This is a genomic window from uncultured Ruminococcus sp., from assembly GCF_946415235.1.
GTDB lineage: Bacteria > Bacillota > Clostridia > Oscillospirales > Ruminococcaceae > Ruminococcus.
This window is the reverse complement of sequence record NZ_CAMKRR010000028.1, coordinates 12,147-30,705: the sequence shown is the minus strand read 5'-3', so window position 1 is coordinate 30,705 and position 18,559 is coordinate 12,147. Positions and strand designations below refer to the sequence as shown.

Below are 18,559 nucleotides of genomic sequence, written 5' to 3'. Positions count from 1 at the left end.
CGCAACTACAACAACATCAGCAGCTACGACAACAGCCGCAACTACAACAACATCAGCAGCTACGACAACAGCCGCAACTACAACAACATCAACAGCTACGACAACAGCCGCAACTACAACAACATCAACTGCTACGGCAACTACAGTTGCAAGTGCAGTAGCGGCAGGAAAGACTACCGTAACAGCAAACGAAAAGGTGGAGGCATATCCGCTCGGAGATGTTAATAACGACGGTACTATAAATGCAGTTGATGCTTCTGCAGTTCTTGCGTATTATGCCCTGATCTCAACAAATCAGGAAAGCAATGACGATGAAGCGAAAAAGCTTGCAGCAGATGTAAACCATGATGGTTTGATAAATGCTGTTGACGCTTCAAATATTCTTGCATACTATGCTTATGTGTCCACCGCAAGCGGTGAAATAATGTCTATAGAAGAGTATTTGGCAAAGAAATAATACTTTTATTTTCTGGAACTCCCCTTTGTGGGGAGTTCCATCCATTTATTCAGTGCTAATTATATGCTATATAAAACGGCCTCTAAACAGCAAACTCAGAGGTCGTTTTATATTATTAATGCAGATAGAAGGACATAATGATTAAAAGATGTTACGTTTTGCGTTCTCAGGAATATCAAAAATCATCATTGATATGTAATCTTTCCGCTATACTACGCATTGCATTGCAGAAGCTGTACTCCTGTGTCAATGATGTCAGTGACGGGTCTCCCTCACGTATCCGCATTGTCCTGCGTATTTCCTTTGGGATGACGACACGTCCGAGATCGTCTATCCGTCTGACGATACCTGTTGCTTTCATAGTTGATTCTCCTTGATTCTGCATTTTTGGCAGTTTTTCGCTGCATGGATAGTATTTGCATATAATGTGAAATTATGCTTGACTCAGGAACGGGAAGTAATTAAAATATTTGAACTGCTTCTTGTTTTGCGAATGATCCGTGCAGCTTTTATTTTATATTGTTATAGTATAGGTTTATACAATTTTTAAACCGAATTCTTAAAATTCCGGAGCGTATATTTTTTTACGACATTTTGACAGGAAGTAAAAAAATTTTTTTGTGAAAAGTGACAAAAATATTTATGTGCTGAGTATTCCCCGATTTTTCCGCTTGCTTTTTTCTATGGCAAAGGGTATAATTAAAAAGTACAGGTTTTGAACTTTATTTTTATAATGTATTACTTGGATTGTTTTCATTATCTTAGGCAAATGTTCGGGGAAGAACTGCATGATGAAATCAAAATACGGAATTGTTGATACAGCATTAAATGTTTGGCAGTTTATAATTTGATACAGAATTAGCAATGTTTGCAGTCAGGCTGCATATATGAGATCGGATTGGATTTGGTTCCATACTGTTTACATAGCTTGATTTTATTAAAAAGGTCAAAATGCCGAACATTGGTTTTTTTATGTTAAAGGAACTTACTTTACGGGCAGAATCATTCTTTCTGCACAGATATTTGATTAATACTGGCTTGTTGATTCGCTTTACGCCGCGGTGCATATTCTTCTGCGGCAATGAAAGTGAATGAGAACACCGCCAAGTGGATAGGAGAAGAGGCAGTAAATGTTTGTAAACAAGAGCAATATCAAACCATTTGAAAAGAAAATATGGCTTTCGTCGCCTACAATGCATGGCGATGAGCAGAAATGGGTAAATGATGCATTTGAGAAAAACTGGATAACAACTGCTGGTGAAAACGTAAACGAAGTGGAAAAGCTCGTTGCCGAGTATGTGGGAGTAAAATATGCTGTTGCTCTTTCATGCGGAACAGCTGCGCTTCATCTTGCTACAAAGCTCGCAGGTGAAAGACTTTATGGGCAAGCTAAGCCAAACTGCGGAACATTGCAGGGACATAAGGTCTTTTGTTCTGATATGACATTCGACGCAACTGTCAATCCTGTTGCGTATGAGGACGGCGAAGCTGTTTTTATAGATACAGAGCCTGAAACATGGAATATGTGCCCGAAAGCTCTTGAAAAAGCATTTGAGATATACCCTGATGTAAAGCTCGTAGTTATTGCACATCTTTACGGTATTCCCGGAAAAATAGATGAGATCAGAAAGATATGCGATAAACACGGTGCGATTATCGTTGAGGACGCTGCAGAATCCTTCGGTGCTACATACAAAGGCAAAGAAACAGGATGTTTCGGAGATTACAGCGCTATCAGCTTTAATGGAAACAAGATAATAACCGGTTCATCAGGCGGTATGTTCCTTACCAACAGCAAGGACGATGCTGACAAGGTGCGTAAGTGGTCTACACAAAGCCGTGAGGCTGCTCCGTGGTATCAGCATGAGGAGATCGGTTACAATTATCGTATGTCAAATATGATCGCTGGCATCGTCCGCGGTCAGATGAATTATATAAGCGAGCATATCGCTCAGAAAAAAGCCATCTATGAGCGCTATAAGGAAGGCTTTAAGGGACTTCCTGTTACTATGAATCCTTTTGACGATAAGAACAGTGAACCTAATTTCTGGCTGAGCTGTATGCTTATAGACAAAGAAGCAATGTGCAGACAGGTCCGCGGAGAGAAAGAGGCCATTTATATACCCGAAAAGGGAAAGACCTGCCCTACAGAGATACTTGAAACGCTTGTAAAGTTCAATACCGAAGGCCGTCCGATATGGAAGCCTATGCATATGCAGCCTATCTACCGTATGAACGCTTTTATCAACATTAACGGCAATGGCAGAGGACAGTCGAATGCTTATATCGAACGAGGAGAAGCAGTTGATTTCGGTGCGGACATCTTCGAGAGAGGTCTTTGCCTCCCGAGTGACAATAAGATGACACCGGAAGAGCAGGACATAATAATTGATATTATCAGGAGTTGTTTTGAATAATGTATGCAAATTGTTTTAAGCGTATATTTGACTTCGTTCTTTCTCTTGGCGCAATAATCGTGCTTTCACCTGTGCTTTTGCTCCTTGCAGTTGTCGGAGCAGTTGCTATGGGCGGTAATCCGCTTTTTACACAGGAACGTCCCGGAAAGAATGAAAAAATATTCAAGCTTGTCAAATTCCGTACGATGAACAACAAGAAGGACAAAAACGGAAAACTCCTTCCTGATGAGAAAAGACTTACTTCATATGGCAAGTGGCTGAGAAGTACAAGCCTTGATGAACTGCCTGAGCTGTTCAATATCCTTAAGGGCGATATGGCGATTATCGGACCGAGACCGCTGCTTGTCAAGTATCTTCCGAGATATAACGAAGAACAGCATAAACGTCATAATGTAAGACCCGGACTTACAGGGCTTGCTCAGGTCAACGGCAGAAACGCTCTTACATGGGAGGATAAATTCAAATACGACGTGAAATATGTTGAAAATGTTTCGCTAATAGGCGATATAAAGATAATATTCGACACAGTCGGTATCGTTTTTCACCGTTCGGGTATCAGTTCGGGAACAAGTGTTACAATGGAAGAGTTTATGGGTACTTCGGAGAAAGCTGATTAATTAAATAATGAAAAAGGTAATTATTATTGGTGCAAGCGGCCACGCAAAGGTCATTGCTGATATAGTGATAAAAAACGGAGATGAGCTTGTCGGCTTCGTTGATGATAATACAGAGCTCCCCGATAAAATAGTCGGTTATCCGTATCTGGGCGTTATAGACAAATGCTGTGAATATTCCGACAGCTGTTATTTTGTTATGGGGATCGGTACTAACTCGATCAGGAAAAGAATAACAGAAAGAATGGATGTGAACTGGTATTCGGCAATTCATCCGTCAGCTCAGATAGCAATAGATACACATATAGGCGAAGGTACTGTTGTTATGGCAAATGCGGTCATAAATACCTCTGCTGTGATCGGAAAGCATTGTATAATCAATACAGGTTCCGTTATAGAACATGACAATGTGCTCGGGGATTATGTTCATGTATCTCCTCATGCCTCGCTTTGCGGTACGGTTTTTGTCGGTGATATGACCCATATCGGAGCAGGAGCTACCGTGAAAAACAATATTTCCATATGCGCTGACGTTATTGTCGGGGCAGGCGGTGTGGTTGTCAAAGATATTTCTGAAAGCGGTACTTATATCGGAGTTCCCGTAAAAAGGAGCTTAAAAAGATAGTATTATTTGATCTTTAATATTAATTCACAAGGAAAAGAGCTATGAGTGATATTATAATCCTGGCGAATTTTTGTTTTGATTTTTCGCCTAATGATAATGGAAGATTTTTATATATTGCGCGAATGCTTGCGGAGAAGCACAGCGTTGAGATCATTACCAGCGATTTTTTTCATACGGAAAAAAGATTCCGTAACAAAGCTGCTGCAGAATGGCCGTTTAAAGTTACTTTTCTGCATGAAACGGGATATTCCAAAAATGTATGTCTGAAAAGATTTTACAGCCATTATATATGGGGCAAAAGCGTAAAAAAATATCTTGAGAAACGTAAAAAGCCCGATGTTATATACTGCGCTGTTCCGTCATTGTCAGCTCCGCTTGCGGCGGCAAAATATTGTGAGAAAAACGATATACGTTTTGTGATTGACGTTCAGGACCTTTGGCCGGAAGCCTTTCAGATGGTGGTCAATATCCCTGTAATCAGCGATATAGTTTTTTTCCCTTTCAAAACACTGGCGAACGGGATCTATAAAAGAGCCGATGCGATCTGCGCGGTTTCACAAACTTATGTTGAACGTGCGCTGAAGGTAAATTCAAAATGCAAAAAATATGAATCGGTATTTTTGGGAACAAATCTCGAGACATTTGATGCAAATGCTGCAAACAATAAGGTGGAAAGAAGCAAAGATGACGGACTGCGTCTCGCTTATTGCGGAACTCTCGGAAGCAGCTATGATCTGACCTGCGTTATCGATGCACTTGACATTGTTAAGAAAAGAGGCATTCAGCCGCCTAAGTTCATTGTTATGGGTGACGGCCCGGACAAGGAACGTTTTGAAGAGTATGCACGAAAAAAAGACGTAGATGCAGATTTTGTGGGACGTATGCCGTACGATAAAATGTGCGGTATGCTGAGATCCTGTGATATTAATGTTAATCCTATATCTCATGGGGCAGCGCAGAGTATAATAAATAAACACGCTGATTATGCTGCGTCGGGACTGCCTGTCCTGAGTACGCAGGAGTGTAAAGAATACCGTCATCTGGTTAAAGAATATCAGATGGGGTTCAACTGTAAAAACGGAGATGCCAATGATCTGGCAGACAAGCTTGTCAAACTGATCGAAAATGCGGAATTAAGGCGGAAGCTGGGAGCTAATGCACGTAAATGTGCAGAAGAGAAATTCAACCGCGCTTATTCGTATCAAAACATCATCCGTTTGATTCTTGAATAATATGTATCGTCTGATACATAAAAGCTAAAGATTTTAATTCGGATCAGAGATCTTAACAGGTAGGGAGAATATATGGATAAATATAAAGTAGCTGTTTTGATGTCAACCTATAACGGCGAAAAATATATAAGGAAACAACTGGACAGTATCCTCGCCCAGAAAGGCGTAGAAGTATCGCTTTACATCAGAGATGACGGTTCAAAGGATAATACGCCGGCTATTCTTGAAGAGTATTCACAGAAGTACAGCAATGTAAACTGGTACAAAGGAGATAAGAATCTCGGAGCGTGCGGTTCTTTTTTTGAACTGATGGCTCAGAAGCGAGATGTGGATTATTATTCGCTTTCCGATCAGGATGATGTATGGGATGATGATAAGATCATATCGGCGATTGAGTTTATGAAAAATGCTCCTGACGATAAGCCTGTATTGTATTATTCAAATCTCAGGATCGTAGATCAGAATGAAGTGTTTTTGCGTAATTCCCATTCAAGTCCTATGCTTCCCGGAGCACGTTATTCCTATTTGTCAGATGTGTTTGTAACAGGCTGCACAGCTGTGTATAATCAGAGCCTTGCTTCCATCATAGCAGAGATCAAACCAAAGGATTTTTCTATGCATGATACATGGATATATATGGTCGCTTCAATGTTTGGTACGACATTATATGACTTTAAACCGCATATGAATTATCGTCAGCATGGTAATAATGTTATCGGCACAAGAAAAAAGAAGATCAGTTTTGAAAGTCTTAGGCGTGAATTCGGGAAATACTTCAACTGGAAGGATCAGTCAAGGTATAAATGTGCAAGACTTATCAGAAAGCAGTTCGATGGAAAGCTTGATAAGAAAACACTTGGCAAAATCGATGAATTCGTCAATTATAAAAAAAGTATCGGTGCAACTTTGAAACTGGCTTTTGATAAAGATCTTGATTCAAGTAATTTTTATCGTAAACTGCGTTTCAGGATCACAGTATTATTACGAAATGCTTAAGAGGGAGCGATAATGAAGACTGTTTGTGTATTGATGTCGACCTATAACGGCGAAAAGTTTATAGAAACACAGATCAAAAGCGTGCTCGCTCAGAAGGATGTTATTGTTAAGCTTCTGATACGTGACGACGGTTCGAGTGACCGAACGGTCCCGATCATTCAGGAGTATGTTTCAAAACATGAAGAGATCTCTTTTTATTCCGACAAAAACCTCGGACCTGCAAAATCTTTCCTGCATTTGCTGAAGTCAGCTCCAAAAGCGGATTACTATTCATTCTGCGATCAGGATGATTACTGGGAAGAAACCAAGCTTATTTCAGCTGTACGTAAGATCGAAGAAAAAGAAGGACCAAAATCGGAGACACCTGTTATGTATCATTCAAACCTTAAGATCGTTGATCAGGAACTTAAGTTTATCAGAATGGCACATACAAAGGATTACAGCGCAGAAAAACCGTATGCGTCTTTAGTTGAAAACTCGGTCACAGGCTGTACGGTTGTTATGAACTATGCTTTGGCCCGGATAATAAACAGTAAAACGCCCGAAGAACTGACGATGCATGATGCCTGGTGCAATATCGTTTGTTCTTTTTTGGGTAAAAAGATATATGACAGCAATGCATATATCCAGTATCGTCAGCACGCCAATAATGCTATCGGCATGAAAAAGGCAAGTCTTTCATCGAATGTAAAAACAAGAGTTAAACGTATCAAAAACAGTGCGTTCCAGCCGAGAATGGTGAATGCAACGCAGTTTTACAAGTGCTTCCGTAAGGAACTGGGATCCGAACAGAGAAGAGAGGTAAAAAAGATGATAGAATATAAGAAAAGCTTTTTGAACCGATTAAAGCTCCTGTTCGATTTTAAAATCAAAGCCTTCAGTTTAAAGGAAGATCTGAAATACAGGATACTCATTCTTATGGGAGAGATTTGATGATAGCAGTAAAGAAATCATCAGACAGGAAATTATTCAGCTTTTTAGAAAAAAATATTTTGGCTTACCCAAAAACAAATGCCATAAAGAAATTGTTGAATGAGGTACTGCTGTGGATCTATACATTTAATACGATTTTTGTTCCCTATGATAATTTTATGCTGAAAAAACTGTCATTTGTAATGTTGATCATGCTTAATATCCTGGGCATAGTTAATTATTTGTTCAGAGGACGCGAGTCCATGATGATAGTTGTTTTTGGAATCATAATGCCTATATACACGATCGTCAAGTCATATGCTCTGACAGGTAACCTTACAGGTAATCTGCTGTCAGGATATACCGGAATGATAATACTGCTGTATTATGTCATTAAAAAGTATAAGATCAATTACGGAATGATATTCAATGTTTGTCTGCTGATGCTTGCGTCATTTATCTGCGTGTCTGTTATTATGGATTTTGTGGGCTTTATGAGCGTTTTTCAAAATCCTGTATTAAGATGGATGCATTTAACTGATAACGCTGAAATAGGTAAAGGCGGGCAGTATTTTTCAGGTTATTATATATTCATAAAAACTACCCCTATGATGATCGTAGGTGTGGCATATCAGATAGACAGAAAAAATATACCTTTCGCACTTCTTCTTCTTGCAGCTCTGATACTGTCAGGTACAAGAGGAAATGCTATCCTCGGACTGGGCGTTTTTGCTGTTTGTTTTGTACTGAAAGAAGAAAGAAGATTCAATCGTATTTTAATTATTGTACTGACTATTATTGCTGCGCTCTATTTCATTATCAAGTTTGATCTGTTTTCAGTATATTCAAAATATGCGGATACTAAAGGTTCGGGTGATAAGATACGTAAGACAACACTGCCGTCTATATTTATGTCATGGCAAGAAAAACCGCTGTCGTTTCTGACAGGTCAGGGATATACCAGTGAGTTTTATAATTTCGGAAGACAGAAATATGAATCCGACGTTGAATTGTCGTATTGGAATCTGCTTCGCCGAGTCGGACTGGGTTGTTTTATCGTCATGATGGCAGGATATCTGTATCCGGCGTTCAGTATGCTGAAAAAGAAGATCGTGAATGTAAAAGCACTTGCTTATATTGCGTATCTGGCCGGCTGTTATGTTAATCCGCTGCTTTATACGTCAACAGGTGTAACAGTTCTGTTATATATGTTCTGTATTGCATTTATTAATCAAGATGATGAAAAAAGGAATAATATCATGAAAATGATCAGAAGCTAAAGAGAAAGGGAAATAGCAGTAAAATGGGAAAAAATGAAGGCAGAGAACTGGACCTTGAGGAAATACATGAAAAAATATGTGATCTGATGTGTATGTTCCATGATTTTTGTGAAAAGCATCAGTTACGGTATTACCTTGCATACGGAACTCTGATCGGTGCGATCAGACATAAAGGATTTATCCCTTGGGATGACGATTTTGATGTGCAGATGCCAAGAGAAGATTTTATAAAGTTTGTTTCTCTTTTTAAGAAGGAATACGCAGACAGCAAGATATATAAGCTGTGTTCAAGAGCAAATACCGAAAATTATTATTTCGGAATTCCGAGATTATGCGATCAGCGTTTTAAATATGTAACTACAAAAACAACTATTTTGCCGTTTGATCTGGGAGTATTTATAGATATCTATCCGCTTGATAATTACGGAGATACTCGTGAAGAAGCAGCCAGACTTAAAAAGCAGGCAAGACAGTTAAATGCGAAATATTCGGTTTATATTAATAAGACCAGTTCGAGCAGTAAGCTGAAGACTCCGCTCAGGGCAGTATGTCATAAGCTGCTTCATATAAGATACGGAAAAGATTTTCCTCAGAAAATCGATTCAATGATCTATGAGAATATAAAAAAGCAGACAAACGACAAAAACAAATATATCGGCGTGATTTGCTGGGATTCGGGAACTGTATCCTATGAAAGGGAATGGTTCAAAAATCGTGTATTGGTCGATTTTGAAAATCATAAATTCTGGGCTCCCGAAAAGTATGATGAGGTTCTGAGAATAACTTACGGTGATTATATGATCCCTCCACCGGAAGAAAAAAGAGTTATGACACATGATTATAAGATCTTTGAAAGAAATAAAAGCGAATATATGGGCTAAAAGAGGATAATTCCAATGAAATAAAGAGCTGATGAGACAGCTGTATTTTAAATGTGATTATTTGACGGACAGCATTTGAGACGCAGATAAAACACAGCTTTTTAAGTATTAAGATATTGTCTTTTACGAATAATATTGATAGATTTATAAAAAATAAGGAGAAGGTATTATGCAAGCTATTATTTTGGCAGCAGGAATGGGAAAGCGTCTTAAGGAGCTTACTCAGAATAACACAAAGTGTATGGTCAAGGTGAACGGTGTAACATTGATCGAGCGTATGCTTCATCAGATCGAAAAGCAGAATGTTTCACGCATCGTTATCGTCGTTGGATACGAGGGACAGAAGCTTATAGATTATATTGCTACTCTTGGCATCAAAACTCCGATCGAGTATGTAAATAACCCGATCTATGATAAAACGAACAATATTTATTCACTTTCACTTGCAAAGGAGTGGCTCTGCAAGGAGGATACTCTCCTTTTTGAGTCTGATCTTATTTTTGAGGACAGAGTTCTTGATGCTCTTGTGTCTGATCCGAGAGATACACTTGCCCTCGTTGACAAGTATGAGTCATGGATGGACGGAACCTGTGTAAAGCTTAGTTCCGATGACAGCATTGAAGCTTTTGTTCCCGGAAAGAAATTCAAGTTCAATGAGAACAAAGAGTACTATAAGACTGTGAATATTTATAAGTTCAGCAAGCAGTTTTCAGAGGCGTATTACGTTCCTTTCCTTGTTGCTTATCAGTCAGCACTCGGTGAAAACGAGTATTATGAGCAGGTACTTCGTGTTATTACAATGCTTGATACTCCTGTTATCAAGGCAAAGCGCCTTAATGGTCAGAAGTGGTACGAGATAGACGATATACAGGACCTTGATATTGCAGAGTCGATCTTTACTCCCGATGATGATGAAAGAGTAAAGCTTCTGCAGGGACGCTTCGGCGGTTACTGGAGATATCCGAAGCTCCTCGATTTCTGCTATCTTGTAAATCCTTATTTTCCGCCTGAGAAGATGAAGGATGAGCTAAGAGCAAGCTTTGATACACTGCTTACCGAGTATCCTTCGGGTATGCGTGTAAATTCTCTGCTTGCTGCTAAGAATTTCAGTGTACATCAGGAAAACATTATTGTCGGAAACGGTGCAGCCGAGCTTATAAAGTCACTTATGGGCTTCTTAAAAGGCAAGGTCGGCTTTATCAGACCGACATTCGATGAGTATCCTAACAGATACAGCAGAGAAAACTCTGTGGATTTCACTCCTGATAATGCGGATTATTCATATACGGCAGAAGATCTGATGTCTTTCTTTGGAGATAAGGATATTCAGAATCTTATAGTTGTTAATCCTGATAATCCAAGTGGTAACTATATACCTAAGGCTGATCTTCTTAAACTCATCGAGTGGGCAGGAAATAAGGGTATTTCTCTTGTTATTGACGAGTCATTCGTTGATTTTGCAGATGAACCGGACAATACACTTATTGTACAGGAGATCCTTTCTGCAAATCCGCATCTTTTCGTAATGAAGTCGATATCAAAGTCCTATGGTGTGCCCGGTCTCAGACTTGGCGTACTTGCTTCGGGAAATACTGATATAATAGCTGATATGAAGAAAGATGTTGCTATCTGGAACATCAACTCATTCGGTGAATTCTATATGCAGATCGAGGAGAAGTATAAGAAGGACTATGCTGCTGCTCTCGTTCAGATCAGAGCAGAGCGTGCAAGATTTGAAAAGCTCCTTGCAACTGTAAAGGGAGTTCGTGTTATCCATTCACAGGCAAATTATGTTATGGTCGAGCTTGATGACAAGATCTCTCCCAAGGAGCTCCTTAAAACACTGCTTATAAAGTACGAGCTTTTGATCAAGGAACTTACTACTAAGACGAATGGCAGAAATTACCTCCGTCTGGCAGTAAGAAATACTGAAGATAACGATAAACTTATTGAAGCGCTGAAGGCTGAGCTCGGAGAAAAATGAAAATAACAATAGTTGGCGGGGGAAATATAGGAACGATTTTTGCAGTACATTGTGCAGAAAAAGAACATGAAGTAACTGTTTTTACTTCTGATCCAGGTGTTTATGACAACCGGTTGAACATTGTTGATGAAAACGGAAATTCTATTCATGAGGGGATTATAAAGCAAGTCACCAATGAGCCTGCTGTTGCTTTCAAAGATGCGGATATGATCATAGTTACGTATCCTGCAATGATGATGGAAAAAATTGCTGAGGAAATATATGCTAATGCCGGAAAAAATGCAATGATAGGCGTTGTTCCGGGCAGTGGCGGCAGTGAATGCGCGTTCAGAAAATGCATCGAAAGAGGCAATGTCTTTTTTGGATTTGAACGTGTCCCTGCAATTGCGAGATTAGTAATTAAAGGAAAAACTGTACAGTCCAAAGGCTATAAAAGCGAACTGCATATTGCTTCAATTCCATCATCAGCTGCTGATAAGTGCTGTTTGCTGATGCAGGAAATATTTGATATTCCATGCAAGGCTATACCGAATTATCTGAATATAACACTTACTCCGTCAAATCCGATATTGCATACTACGAGATTGTGCACGATTTTCAAGGATTATCATAATGGTGTGATTTATCCGTCACTGCCGTTATTCTATGAGGAATGGGATGATCCTTCATCTGAATTGCTGCTTTCCTGCGATGACGAGGAACAGCGCATATGTAGAGCATTGCCTGAGTTTCAGCTCAGTCATGTCGTGGCTTTGCGGGAATATTATGAAAGTCCTACAGCACAGGCCATGACAAAGAAAATATCAAGTATAAATGCATTTAAAGGACTGACAACTCCCTGCGTCAAAGTTGACGAAGGATTCATTCCTGATCTCCATTCAAGGTATTTTACAGCAGATTTTTCCTATGGTCTGACAATTATACAGCAGATAGCCGCAATTGCCGGTATAGATACTCCCAACATTGACAATATGATGGAATGGTATAGGAATATTGCTGTTGAAAAGAACGAATTCAGATTATCGGATTATAATATAAACAATATTGATGATATGAGAGCATTATACCTGATATAGTTATCTGTATTATATGCATGCTGCATCAGATAAAACTGAGTATTTAAATTTGGAGAATATAATGATAAATCCAAAAGGAATGAAATAATGATGAAAGAAGGTTTATTATGAAAGGAATAATTCTCGCCGGCGGTTCCGGCACAAGGCTTTATCCGTTGACAATGGTAACATCGAAGCAGCTGCTTCCGGTATATGACAAGCCAATGGTGTATTATCCTCTGTCAACTCTTATGCTGGCAGGTATCAAGGATATTCTTATTATTTCAACTCCGACTGATCTTCCTAATTTTGAGAGACTTCTCGGAGATGGTTCACAGTATGGCATAAATCTGAGCTATAAGGTTCAGCCAAGTCCTGACGGACTTGCCCAGGCATTCATTTTAGGTGAGGAGTTTATAGGCGACGATGCTTGTGCAATGGTTCTTGGAGATAATATCTTTTATGGCAATGGCTTTGGAAGTATCCTTCGTGCTGCAAAAAAGAATGCAGAGGAAAACAAACGTGCGACCGTTTTCGGCTACTATGTTCCCGATCCCGAGCGTTTCGGCGTAGTTGATTTTGATAAGGACGGACACGCTCTTTCTATTGAGGAGAAACCGGCAAATCCTAAGAGCAATTATGCAGTAACAGGTCTTTATTTCTATCCCTCAGGCGTTAGTGCAAGAGCTAATCAGGTAAAGCCTTCAGCCCGCGGTGAGCTTGAGATAACAACTCTCAATGAAATGTACCTTCATGATGATCTGCTTGATGTTCAGCTTCTCGGACGCGGATTTGCATGGCTTGATACAGGTACAATGGACAGTCTGGCTGAGGCTACGAACTTTGTACAGATGGTTCAGAACCGTCAGGGAATAGAAATATCTGCGCCCGAAGAGATAGCCTTCATCAATGGCTGGATAGATAATGCGGGACTTATGAAGTCGGCTGAAAAATACGGCAAATCACCTTATGGTGCACATCTTCGCAAGGTCGCAGAGGGAAAAATAAAGTATTAAGGAGAAAACTATGACAATATTTGTTACAGGCGGAGCCGGCTTCATCGGCTCGAATTTCGTATTCCATATGCTGGATACATATCCCGACTACCGTATCGTATGTCTGGACAAGCTCACATATGCAGGCAACCTTTCCACACTTGAGCCTGTAATGAAGAATCCGAATTTCCGCTTCGTAAAGATAGATATCTGCGACAGGGAAGCGATCTACAAGCTCTTTGAGGAGGAAAAGCCCGATATCGTTGTAAACTTTGCGGCTGAGAGCCATGTTGACCGTTCAATCGAAAATCCCGAGATATTCCTTCAGACAAATATCCTCGGCACACAGGTCCTTATGGACGCTTGCCGCAAGTACGGTATACAGAGATATCATCAGGTAAGTACTGACGAGGTATACGGAGATCTTCCGCTTGATCGTCCCGACCTCTTCTTCACAGAGACAACACCTATCCACACAAGCAGTCCTTACAGCTCATCAAAGGCAGGAGCAGACCTTCTTGTAATGGCTTACCACAGGACATACGGACTTCCTGTGACAATTTCAAGATGCTCCAATAACTACGGACCTTATCACTTCCCCGAGAAGCTGATACCTCTTATGATAGCAAATGCACTTGCAGACAAGCCGCTCCCGGTATACGGCGAGGGACTGAATGTAAGAGACTGGCTGTATGTTGAGGATCACTGCCGCGCCATTGATCTCATAATCCACAAGGGCAGAGTAGGCGAGGTCTACAACGTAGGCGGACACAACGAGATGAAGAATATCGACATCGTTAAGCTCATCTGCAAGGAGCTCGGCAAGCCCGAGAGTCTTATCACTCACGTTGAGGACAGAAAGGGACACGATATGCGCTATGCTATCGACCCCACAAAGATACACAACGAGCTTGGCTGGCTGCCCGAGACAAAGTTTGCAGACGGCATAAAGAAAACTATCAAATGGTACCTTGAGAACCGCGAGTGGTGGGAGACTATCATCAGCGGCGAGTATCAGAACTACTACGAGAAAATGTACGGCAATCGTGCAGAGATATAAACGGGTGTTTACATGAGTCAGAAAAGCAAATCACTTTCAAAGGGCGGATTTTTCTATTTGATCTATCAGGTAATGAATCTTGCCTTTCCGCTTATCACGGGTATATATGTTACTCATATACTTATACCTGAAAAAATAGGTACTGTTGCAGCTGCTTTCAATCTGACAAATTACTTTGTAATTTTATCATTTTTGGGCATTCCGACATACGGCCTTCGTGAGATCGCAAAATGCAACAATTCGGAAAAAGAGCGAAGTAAGGTCTTCTCAGAGCTTTATGTTATAAATGCACTCTCTACAACATTCTTTTTGACTGTATATATACTGATAATTTGTCTGGTACCTGTTTATAGAAAAGAAATAGTTCTGCATTTAATAACAGGAATATTGATAGTCCTTAATTATTTCAATGTTTCATGGCTGTTTGAGGGAATGGAAGATTTTCAGTTCATATCCATTCGTAATTTTATTTTCAAAGTTATTTCATTTTGCCTACTTGTTATTTTTGTAAGGTCTAAGGAAGATGTTCTGGTTTATGCATTTGTGACTACCTGCGGAACGGCAGGAAACTATGTCGTAAATATGATATGTGTGCGTAAATATGTAAAGTTTTCCTTAAAGGGACTTGACCTGAAACGCCACTTGAGATCAATTATGTATCTGGTTGCCGTTAATCTTGCAATTGAGATATACTCATTAATGGACATCACTATGATGAATTTCTGGTGTTCAAAAGACAGCATAGCCTTTTATAAGTACGGTCACAGCATAGAACTTATGCTGCTTCAGGTGGTCAATACATTCACGATGGTACTGATACCGCGTATCTCATTCTATTACAAGGAAAAGAAAATAGATGAATTTAACCGTCTGCTTTCAAAGGGCTTCAAACTGATATTCTTGTTTGCTATGCCAATGATCGTAGGAATAATGTATACGGCGAATTTCCTTTTAACTCATTTGTATGGTGATGTTTATATTGTTTCAGCACATATTCTTAAGCTGTTTTCGATACTGCTGATAATATCGCCTGTTGGATATTTGCTTGGTTCAAGAGTAATGCTTGTAACAGGAAATGAAAACAAAATGATAATCAGTGTTGGAATAGGTGCGGCGATCAATCTTGTAGGAAATATCATTATGATACCGATACTTGGTGAATATGGAGCAACGATCGCTTCACTGATAAGTGAATTCACTGTAATGATTATTTATGTAAATCTCGGAAAAAAATATTTCAAGCTTATATCTGTTAAAGAAACATTAATAAAGATAGGAATATCTTCTTCTGTTATGGCAGGCGTTTTGTTCCTATGCAGTTATATCAGTGATAGCTGGTTAAAACTGGGTATTCAGATCATTGCCGGAGCTTCATCATATTTTGTGACTATGCTGCTGCTCGGGGAAGAGATCGTTATGACCTATTTTAAGATGTTTATCAGCAAAATCAGAGTATTAAAGAGGGTGAAGTAATGAGAGCATTTGTAACAGGAGTCGGCGGACAGCTCGGACACGATGTTATGGACGAGCTTGCAAAGCGCGGATATGAGGGTATCGGGAGCGATATCCTTTCAGATATTGATACAAAATATCCATACGTACAGCTTGATATAACAGATGCATCAGCGGTTGAAAAAGCTGTATCCGAGGCAAAGCCTGATGTTGTAGTACATTGTGCTGCATGGACTGCAGTTGATGCTGCTGAAGATGAAGAGAACAAGCCGAAGGTCAAGGCAATAAATGTTGACGGTACACAGAATATTGCCAATGTCTGCAAAAAGCTCGGCTGCAAGATGATATACATTTCTACTGACTATGTATTCAACGGTCAGGGAACTGAACCGTGGCAGCCGGACTGCAAGGATTATGCTCCGCAGAATGTTTACGGACAATCGAAGCTTGACGGTGAGCTTGCAGTGTCAAATACGCTTGACAAGTATTTTATCGTGCGTATCGCGTGGGTATTCGGAGTAAACGGCAAGAATTTCATAAAGACTATGATAAATGTCGGAAAGACACATGATGAAGTTCGCGTTGTTTCGGATCAGATAGGTACTCCGACTTATACATTGGATCTTTCAAGATTACTTGTTGATATGGCTGAAACTGAAAATTACGGTTACTATCACGCTACCAATGAAGGCGGATATATCAGCTGGTATGATTTTACGGTCGAGATCTACAGGCAGGCAGGTATGTCCACAAAAGTTATACCTGTGACTACTGCAGAGTATGGACTTTCAAAGGCAGTAAGGCCTTTCAACAGCAGACTTGATAAATCCAAGCTTGTCAAGAACGGCTTTAAGCCGCTTCCGACATGGCAGGATGCACTTTCAAGATATTTAAAGGAGATCCGTTAAAATGGGACAGATAAAAGTTGAGAAAAATGTTGGCGGGATTGAAGGACTTTATGTTATAACTCCCGCAGTTCACGGAGATAACCGCGGATACTTTATGGAAACATACAGTCAGCGCGATATGGAAGAGGCAGGTATTGATATCGTGTTTGTTCAGGACAATCAGTCCGGTTCGACAAAGGGAGTTCTGCGCGGACTTCACTTTCAGAAGCAGTTCCCTCAGACTAAACTTGTAAGAGTAATAAAAGGACGTGTCTTTGACGTTGCGGTCGATCTGAGAAGCGAAAGCAAGACATATGGAAAGTGGTATGGCGTTGAGCTTACGGAGGAAAACAAGAAGCAGTTCCTTATTCCGAAAGGCTTTGCTCACGGTTTCCTTGTACTTTCGGATTTTGCTGAGTTCTGCTACAAGTGTGATGATTTTTATCACGCCAACGATGAGGGCGGTCTTGCATGGAATGATCCTGCGATCGGTATAAAATGGCCCGAACTTGTCGGTGAATATAAGGGCAGCGCTGACAGCGACGGATACGCTCTTGAAGATGGAACACTTCTTAATCTGAGTGATAAGGACAAGAAGTGGGATACCCTTGAGAATACATTTACTTTTTGATCATGCGTTGACTTTTTTGTAAAAACAAGAATGAATTCCTTCATTCTTGCTTTTTATTGAGCATTTTTTATTAAAAGGAGAACAGTATGAAGGGCTATAAAAAAGTATTGAACGAACTTCCTGTCAGCAAGGAATGTCATCTTTTGTCCGATGATGAACTTCATAGATTACAATCGACCATGCTGAATGCATATAAAGAGATCGAGGCTGTTTGCTTAAAGCATAATCTTGCTATTGCTATGGCAGGAGGAAATGCTATCGGTGCAATAAGACATAAAGGATTTATTCCTTGGGATGATGATGTTGATCTGTTGATGAGCCGCAAGGATTTTGAAGCTTTCAAAAAAATATTTCCGAAAGAACTTGGAGATAAATATGTCCTGAATGCACCAAATTATTCTGCAAAGCCTACCAATCGTTTCCCTAAGATACTGATAAAGGGCACAAAATTTGTGGAAATGGCCATGGAAGATGATGACAGAGCTTGTATAAAAATGGATCTGTTCATTCTTGAAAATATGCCGGAAAACAAGATAGTATACAAGGTCAAGGGATTATTCTGCAATGCATTAATGTACATTGCAAGTGTTGTTGATACTTATGAGCACAGAGCCGTGATCAAGGACTATATGTCTGCGACAGAAGAAGGACGGAAGATGTATAAAAGGCGAGCTCTTATAGGAAGGATCTTTTCATTCAGAAGCAGCTACAGCTGGTTCAATACTGTGGACAAGTGCTGTCAGTATCATAAAAAATCGAGCTTGGTAGCTGATCCGTGCGGAACATACCATTATTTTGGCACAACAATGAAAAGAAAACTTATGTATCCGTTCAGAAAAGTTCCGTTTGAGAATACTACCGTATTTATCCCGAATGATTATGATGCATACTTAACGAAATTATACGGTAATTATATGGAGATACCTCCTGTAGAAAAACAAGAACATCACTATGTAAGAAAAATATCATTCGGAAAAGAAGAAAACAACTGATATAAAAAATCATTATCCAATAATAATGGTCAGTTCGATTCAGCATAGATCTTAAAGCAAAAATTTGGCATTATTTTATAATTTATACT

17 protein-coding genes and 1 pseudogene are annotated in these 18,559 nt (G+C 39.8%); 17 read left to right on the top strand and 1 reads right to left on the bottom strand.

The window, feature by feature from the left end:
• The coding region (locus tag Q0R37_RS07570) for a dockerin type I domain-containing protein (protein WP_294753000.1) at positions 1–457 on the top strand (457 nt) is incomplete at its 5' end.
• 262 nt (positions 458–719) lie between these two features.
• On the opposite strand, the pseudogene Q0R37_RS07565 reads toward Q0R37_RS07570, so the two are convergent.
• Positions 720–818 (bottom strand): annotated as a pseudogene (locus Q0R37_RS07565) (AbrB/MazE/SpoVT family DNA-binding domain-containing protein); the annotation flags it as partial.
• A gap of 769 nt (positions 819–1,587) precedes the next feature.
• Between Q0R37_RS07565 and Q0R37_RS07560 the strand changes: the two are divergent.
• The 16 genes from Q0R37_RS07560 to Q0R37_RS07485 all read left to right on the top strand — a co-directional run bounded on the left by Q0R37_RS07560 (position 1,588) and on the right by Q0R37_RS07485 (position 18,470).
• A complete protein-coding gene (locus Q0R37_RS07560) occupies positions 1,588–2,874 on the top strand; it encodes a DegT/DnrJ/EryC1/StrS family aminotransferase (protein WP_294752998.1) in 1,287 nt (428 codons plus the stop codon).
• Complete coding sequence (locus Q0R37_RS07555) at positions 2,874–3,491, top strand: sugar transferase (RefSeq protein ID WP_294752997.1); 618 nt, start codon at positions 2,874–2,876, stop codon at positions 3,489–3,491. Before Q0R37_RS07560 ends, Q0R37_RS07555 begins: the two co-directional genes overlap by 1 nt.
• A gap of 7 nt (positions 3,492–3,498) precedes the next feature.
• Entirely contained in the window at positions 3,499–4,113 is a 615-nt protein-coding gene (locus Q0R37_RS07550) for an acetyltransferase (RefSeq protein WP_294752995.1), read from the top strand.
• Between the two features lie 41 nt (positions 4,114–4,154).
• Complete coding sequence (locus Q0R37_RS07545; protein WP_294752993.1) at positions 4,155–5,345, top strand: glycosyltransferase family 4 protein; 1,191 nt, start codon at positions 4,155–4,157, stop codon at positions 5,343–5,345.
• Positions 5,346–5,417: 72 nt separating this feature from the next.
• Positions 5,418–6,341 (top strand): glycosyltransferase, encoded by a 924-nt coding sequence (locus Q0R37_RS07540; protein WP_294752991.1) that lies wholly within the window; start codon positions 5,418–5,420, stop codon positions 6,339–6,341.
• 12 nt (positions 6,342–6,353) lie between these two features.
• Positions 6,354–7,274, top strand: a complete 921-nt coding sequence (locus Q0R37_RS07535) for a glycosyltransferase family 2 protein (RefSeq protein WP_294752989.1) — start codon at positions 6,354–6,356, stop codon at positions 7,272–7,274.
• Positions 7,275–7,516: 242 nt separating this feature from the next.
• Positions 7,517–8,533: a hypothetical protein gene (locus tag Q0R37_RS07530; protein WP_294752987.1), complete on the top strand. Its 1,017-nt coding sequence runs from the start codon at positions 7,517–7,519 to the stop codon at positions 8,531–8,533.
• Positions 8,534–8,556: 23 nt separating this feature from the next.
• Positions 8,557–9,414, top strand: coding sequence for a LicD family protein (locus Q0R37_RS07525; protein WP_294752985.1), 858 nt, complete (start codon positions 8,557–8,559; stop codon positions 9,412–9,414).
• A 169-nt stretch (positions 9,415–9,583) separates the two neighbouring features.
• Positions 9,584–11,398, top strand: coding sequence for an aminotransferase class I/II-fold pyridoxal phosphate-dependent enzyme (locus tag Q0R37_RS07520; protein ID WP_294752983.1), 1,815 nt, complete (start codon positions 9,584–9,586; stop codon positions 11,396–11,398).
• Positions 11,395–12,474, top strand: a complete 1,080-nt coding sequence (locus Q0R37_RS07515) for an NAD/NADP-dependent octopine/nopaline dehydrogenase family protein (protein WP_294752981.1) — start codon at positions 11,395–11,397, stop codon at positions 12,472–12,474. The genes Q0R37_RS07520 and Q0R37_RS07515 overlap by 4 nt, the downstream gene beginning before the upstream one ends.
• A gap of 107 nt (positions 12,475–12,581) precedes the next feature.
• Positions 12,582–13,469 (top strand): glucose-1-phosphate thymidylyltransferase RfbA, encoded by an 888-nt coding sequence (gene rfbA, locus Q0R37_RS07510; RefSeq protein WP_294752979.1) that lies wholly within the window; start codon positions 12,582–12,584, stop codon positions 13,467–13,469.
• A gap of 10 nt (positions 13,470–13,479) precedes the next feature.
• Positions 13,480–14,508 carry a dTDP-glucose 4,6-dehydratase gene (gene rfbB / locus Q0R37_RS07505; RefSeq protein WP_294752977.1) on the top strand — a complete coding sequence of 343 codons (1,029 nt, stop codon included), beginning with the start codon at positions 13,480–13,482 and terminating at the stop codon, positions 14,506–14,508.
• Between the two features lie 12 nt (positions 14,509–14,520).
• Positions 14,521–15,981 (top strand): flippase, encoded by a 1,461-nt coding sequence (locus tag Q0R37_RS07500; RefSeq protein ID WP_294752975.1) that lies wholly within the window; start codon positions 14,521–14,523, stop codon positions 15,979–15,981.
• Positions 15,981–16,868 carry a dTDP-4-dehydrorhamnose reductase gene (rfbD, locus tag Q0R37_RS07495; protein WP_294752974.1) on the top strand — a complete coding sequence of 296 codons (888 nt, stop codon included), beginning with the start codon at positions 15,981–15,983 and terminating at the stop codon, positions 16,866–16,868. The genes Q0R37_RS07500 and rfbD overlap by 1 nt, the downstream gene beginning before the upstream one ends.
• Position 16,869: 1 nt before the next feature.
• Entirely contained in the window at positions 16,870–17,478 is a 609-nt protein-coding gene (gene rfbC, locus Q0R37_RS07490) for a dTDP-4-dehydrorhamnose 3,5-epimerase (RefSeq protein ID WP_294752972.1), read from the top strand.
• 86 nt (positions 17,479–17,564) lie between these two features.
• Positions 17,565–18,470 (top strand): LicD family protein, encoded by a 906-nt coding sequence (locus tag Q0R37_RS07485; protein ID WP_294752970.1) that lies wholly within the window; start codon positions 17,565–17,567, stop codon positions 18,468–18,470.
• Positions 18,471–18,559: the final 89 nt, after the last annotated feature.

What these genes read in the sequence shown, in the direction of transcription:
- Q0R37_RS07560 (WP_294752998.1), top strand. Translation starts at nt 1,588, where the DNA reads ATGTTTGTAAACAAGAGCAATATCAAACCATTTGAAAAGAAAATATGG.
- Q0R37_RS07555 (WP_294752997.1), top strand. Translation starts at nt 2,874, where the DNA reads ATGTATGCAAATTGTTTTAAGCGTATATTTGACTTCGTTCTTTCTCTT.
- Q0R37_RS07550 (WP_294752995.1), top strand. Translation starts at nt 3,499, where the DNA reads ATGAAAAAGGTAATTATTATTGGTGCAAGCGGCCACGCAAAGGTCATT.
- Q0R37_RS07545 (WP_294752993.1), top strand. Translation starts at nt 4,155, where the DNA reads ATGAGTGATATTATAATCCTGGCGAATTTTTGTTTTGATTTTTCGCCT.
- Q0R37_RS07540 (WP_294752991.1), top strand. Translation starts at nt 5,418, where the DNA reads ATGGATAAATATAAAGTAGCTGTTTTGATGTCAACCTATAACGGCGAA.
- Q0R37_RS07535 (WP_294752989.1), top strand. Translation starts at nt 6,354, where the DNA reads ATGAAGACTGTTTGTGTATTGATGTCGACCTATAACGGCGAAAAGTTT.
- Q0R37_RS07530 (WP_294752987.1), top strand. Translation starts at nt 7,517, where the DNA reads ATGATGATAGTTGTTTTTGGAATCATAATGCCTATATACACGATCGTC.
- Q0R37_RS07525 (WP_294752985.1), top strand. Translation starts at nt 8,557, where the DNA reads ATGGGAAAAAATGAAGGCAGAGAACTGGACCTTGAGGAAATACATGAA.
- Q0R37_RS07520 (WP_294752983.1), top strand. Translation starts at nt 9,584, where the DNA reads ATGCAAGCTATTATTTTGGCAGCAGGAATGGGAAAGCGTCTTAAGGAG.
- Q0R37_RS07515 (WP_294752981.1), top strand. Translation starts at nt 11,395, where the DNA reads ATGAAAATAACAATAGTTGGCGGGGGAAATATAGGAACGATTTTTGCA.
- rfbA (WP_294752979.1), top strand. Translation starts at nt 12,582, where the DNA reads ATGAAAGGAATAATTCTCGCCGGCGGTTCCGGCACAAGGCTTTATCCG.
- rfbB (WP_294752977.1), top strand. Translation starts at nt 13,480, where the DNA reads ATGACAATATTTGTTACAGGCGGAGCCGGCTTCATCGGCTCGAATTTC.
- Q0R37_RS07500 (WP_294752975.1), top strand. Translation starts at nt 14,521, where the DNA reads ATGAGTCAGAAAAGCAAATCACTTTCAAAGGGCGGATTTTTCTATTTG.
- rfbD (WP_294752974.1), top strand. Translation starts at nt 15,981, where the DNA reads ATGAGAGCATTTGTAACAGGAGTCGGCGGACAGCTCGGACACGATGTT.
- rfbC (WP_294752972.1), top strand. Translation starts at nt 16,870, where the DNA reads ATGGGACAGATAAAAGTTGAGAAAAATGTTGGCGGGATTGAAGGACTT.
- Q0R37_RS07485 (WP_294752970.1), top strand. Translation starts at nt 17,565, where the DNA reads ATGAAGGGCTATAAAAAAGTATTGAACGAACTTCCTGTCAGCAAGGAA.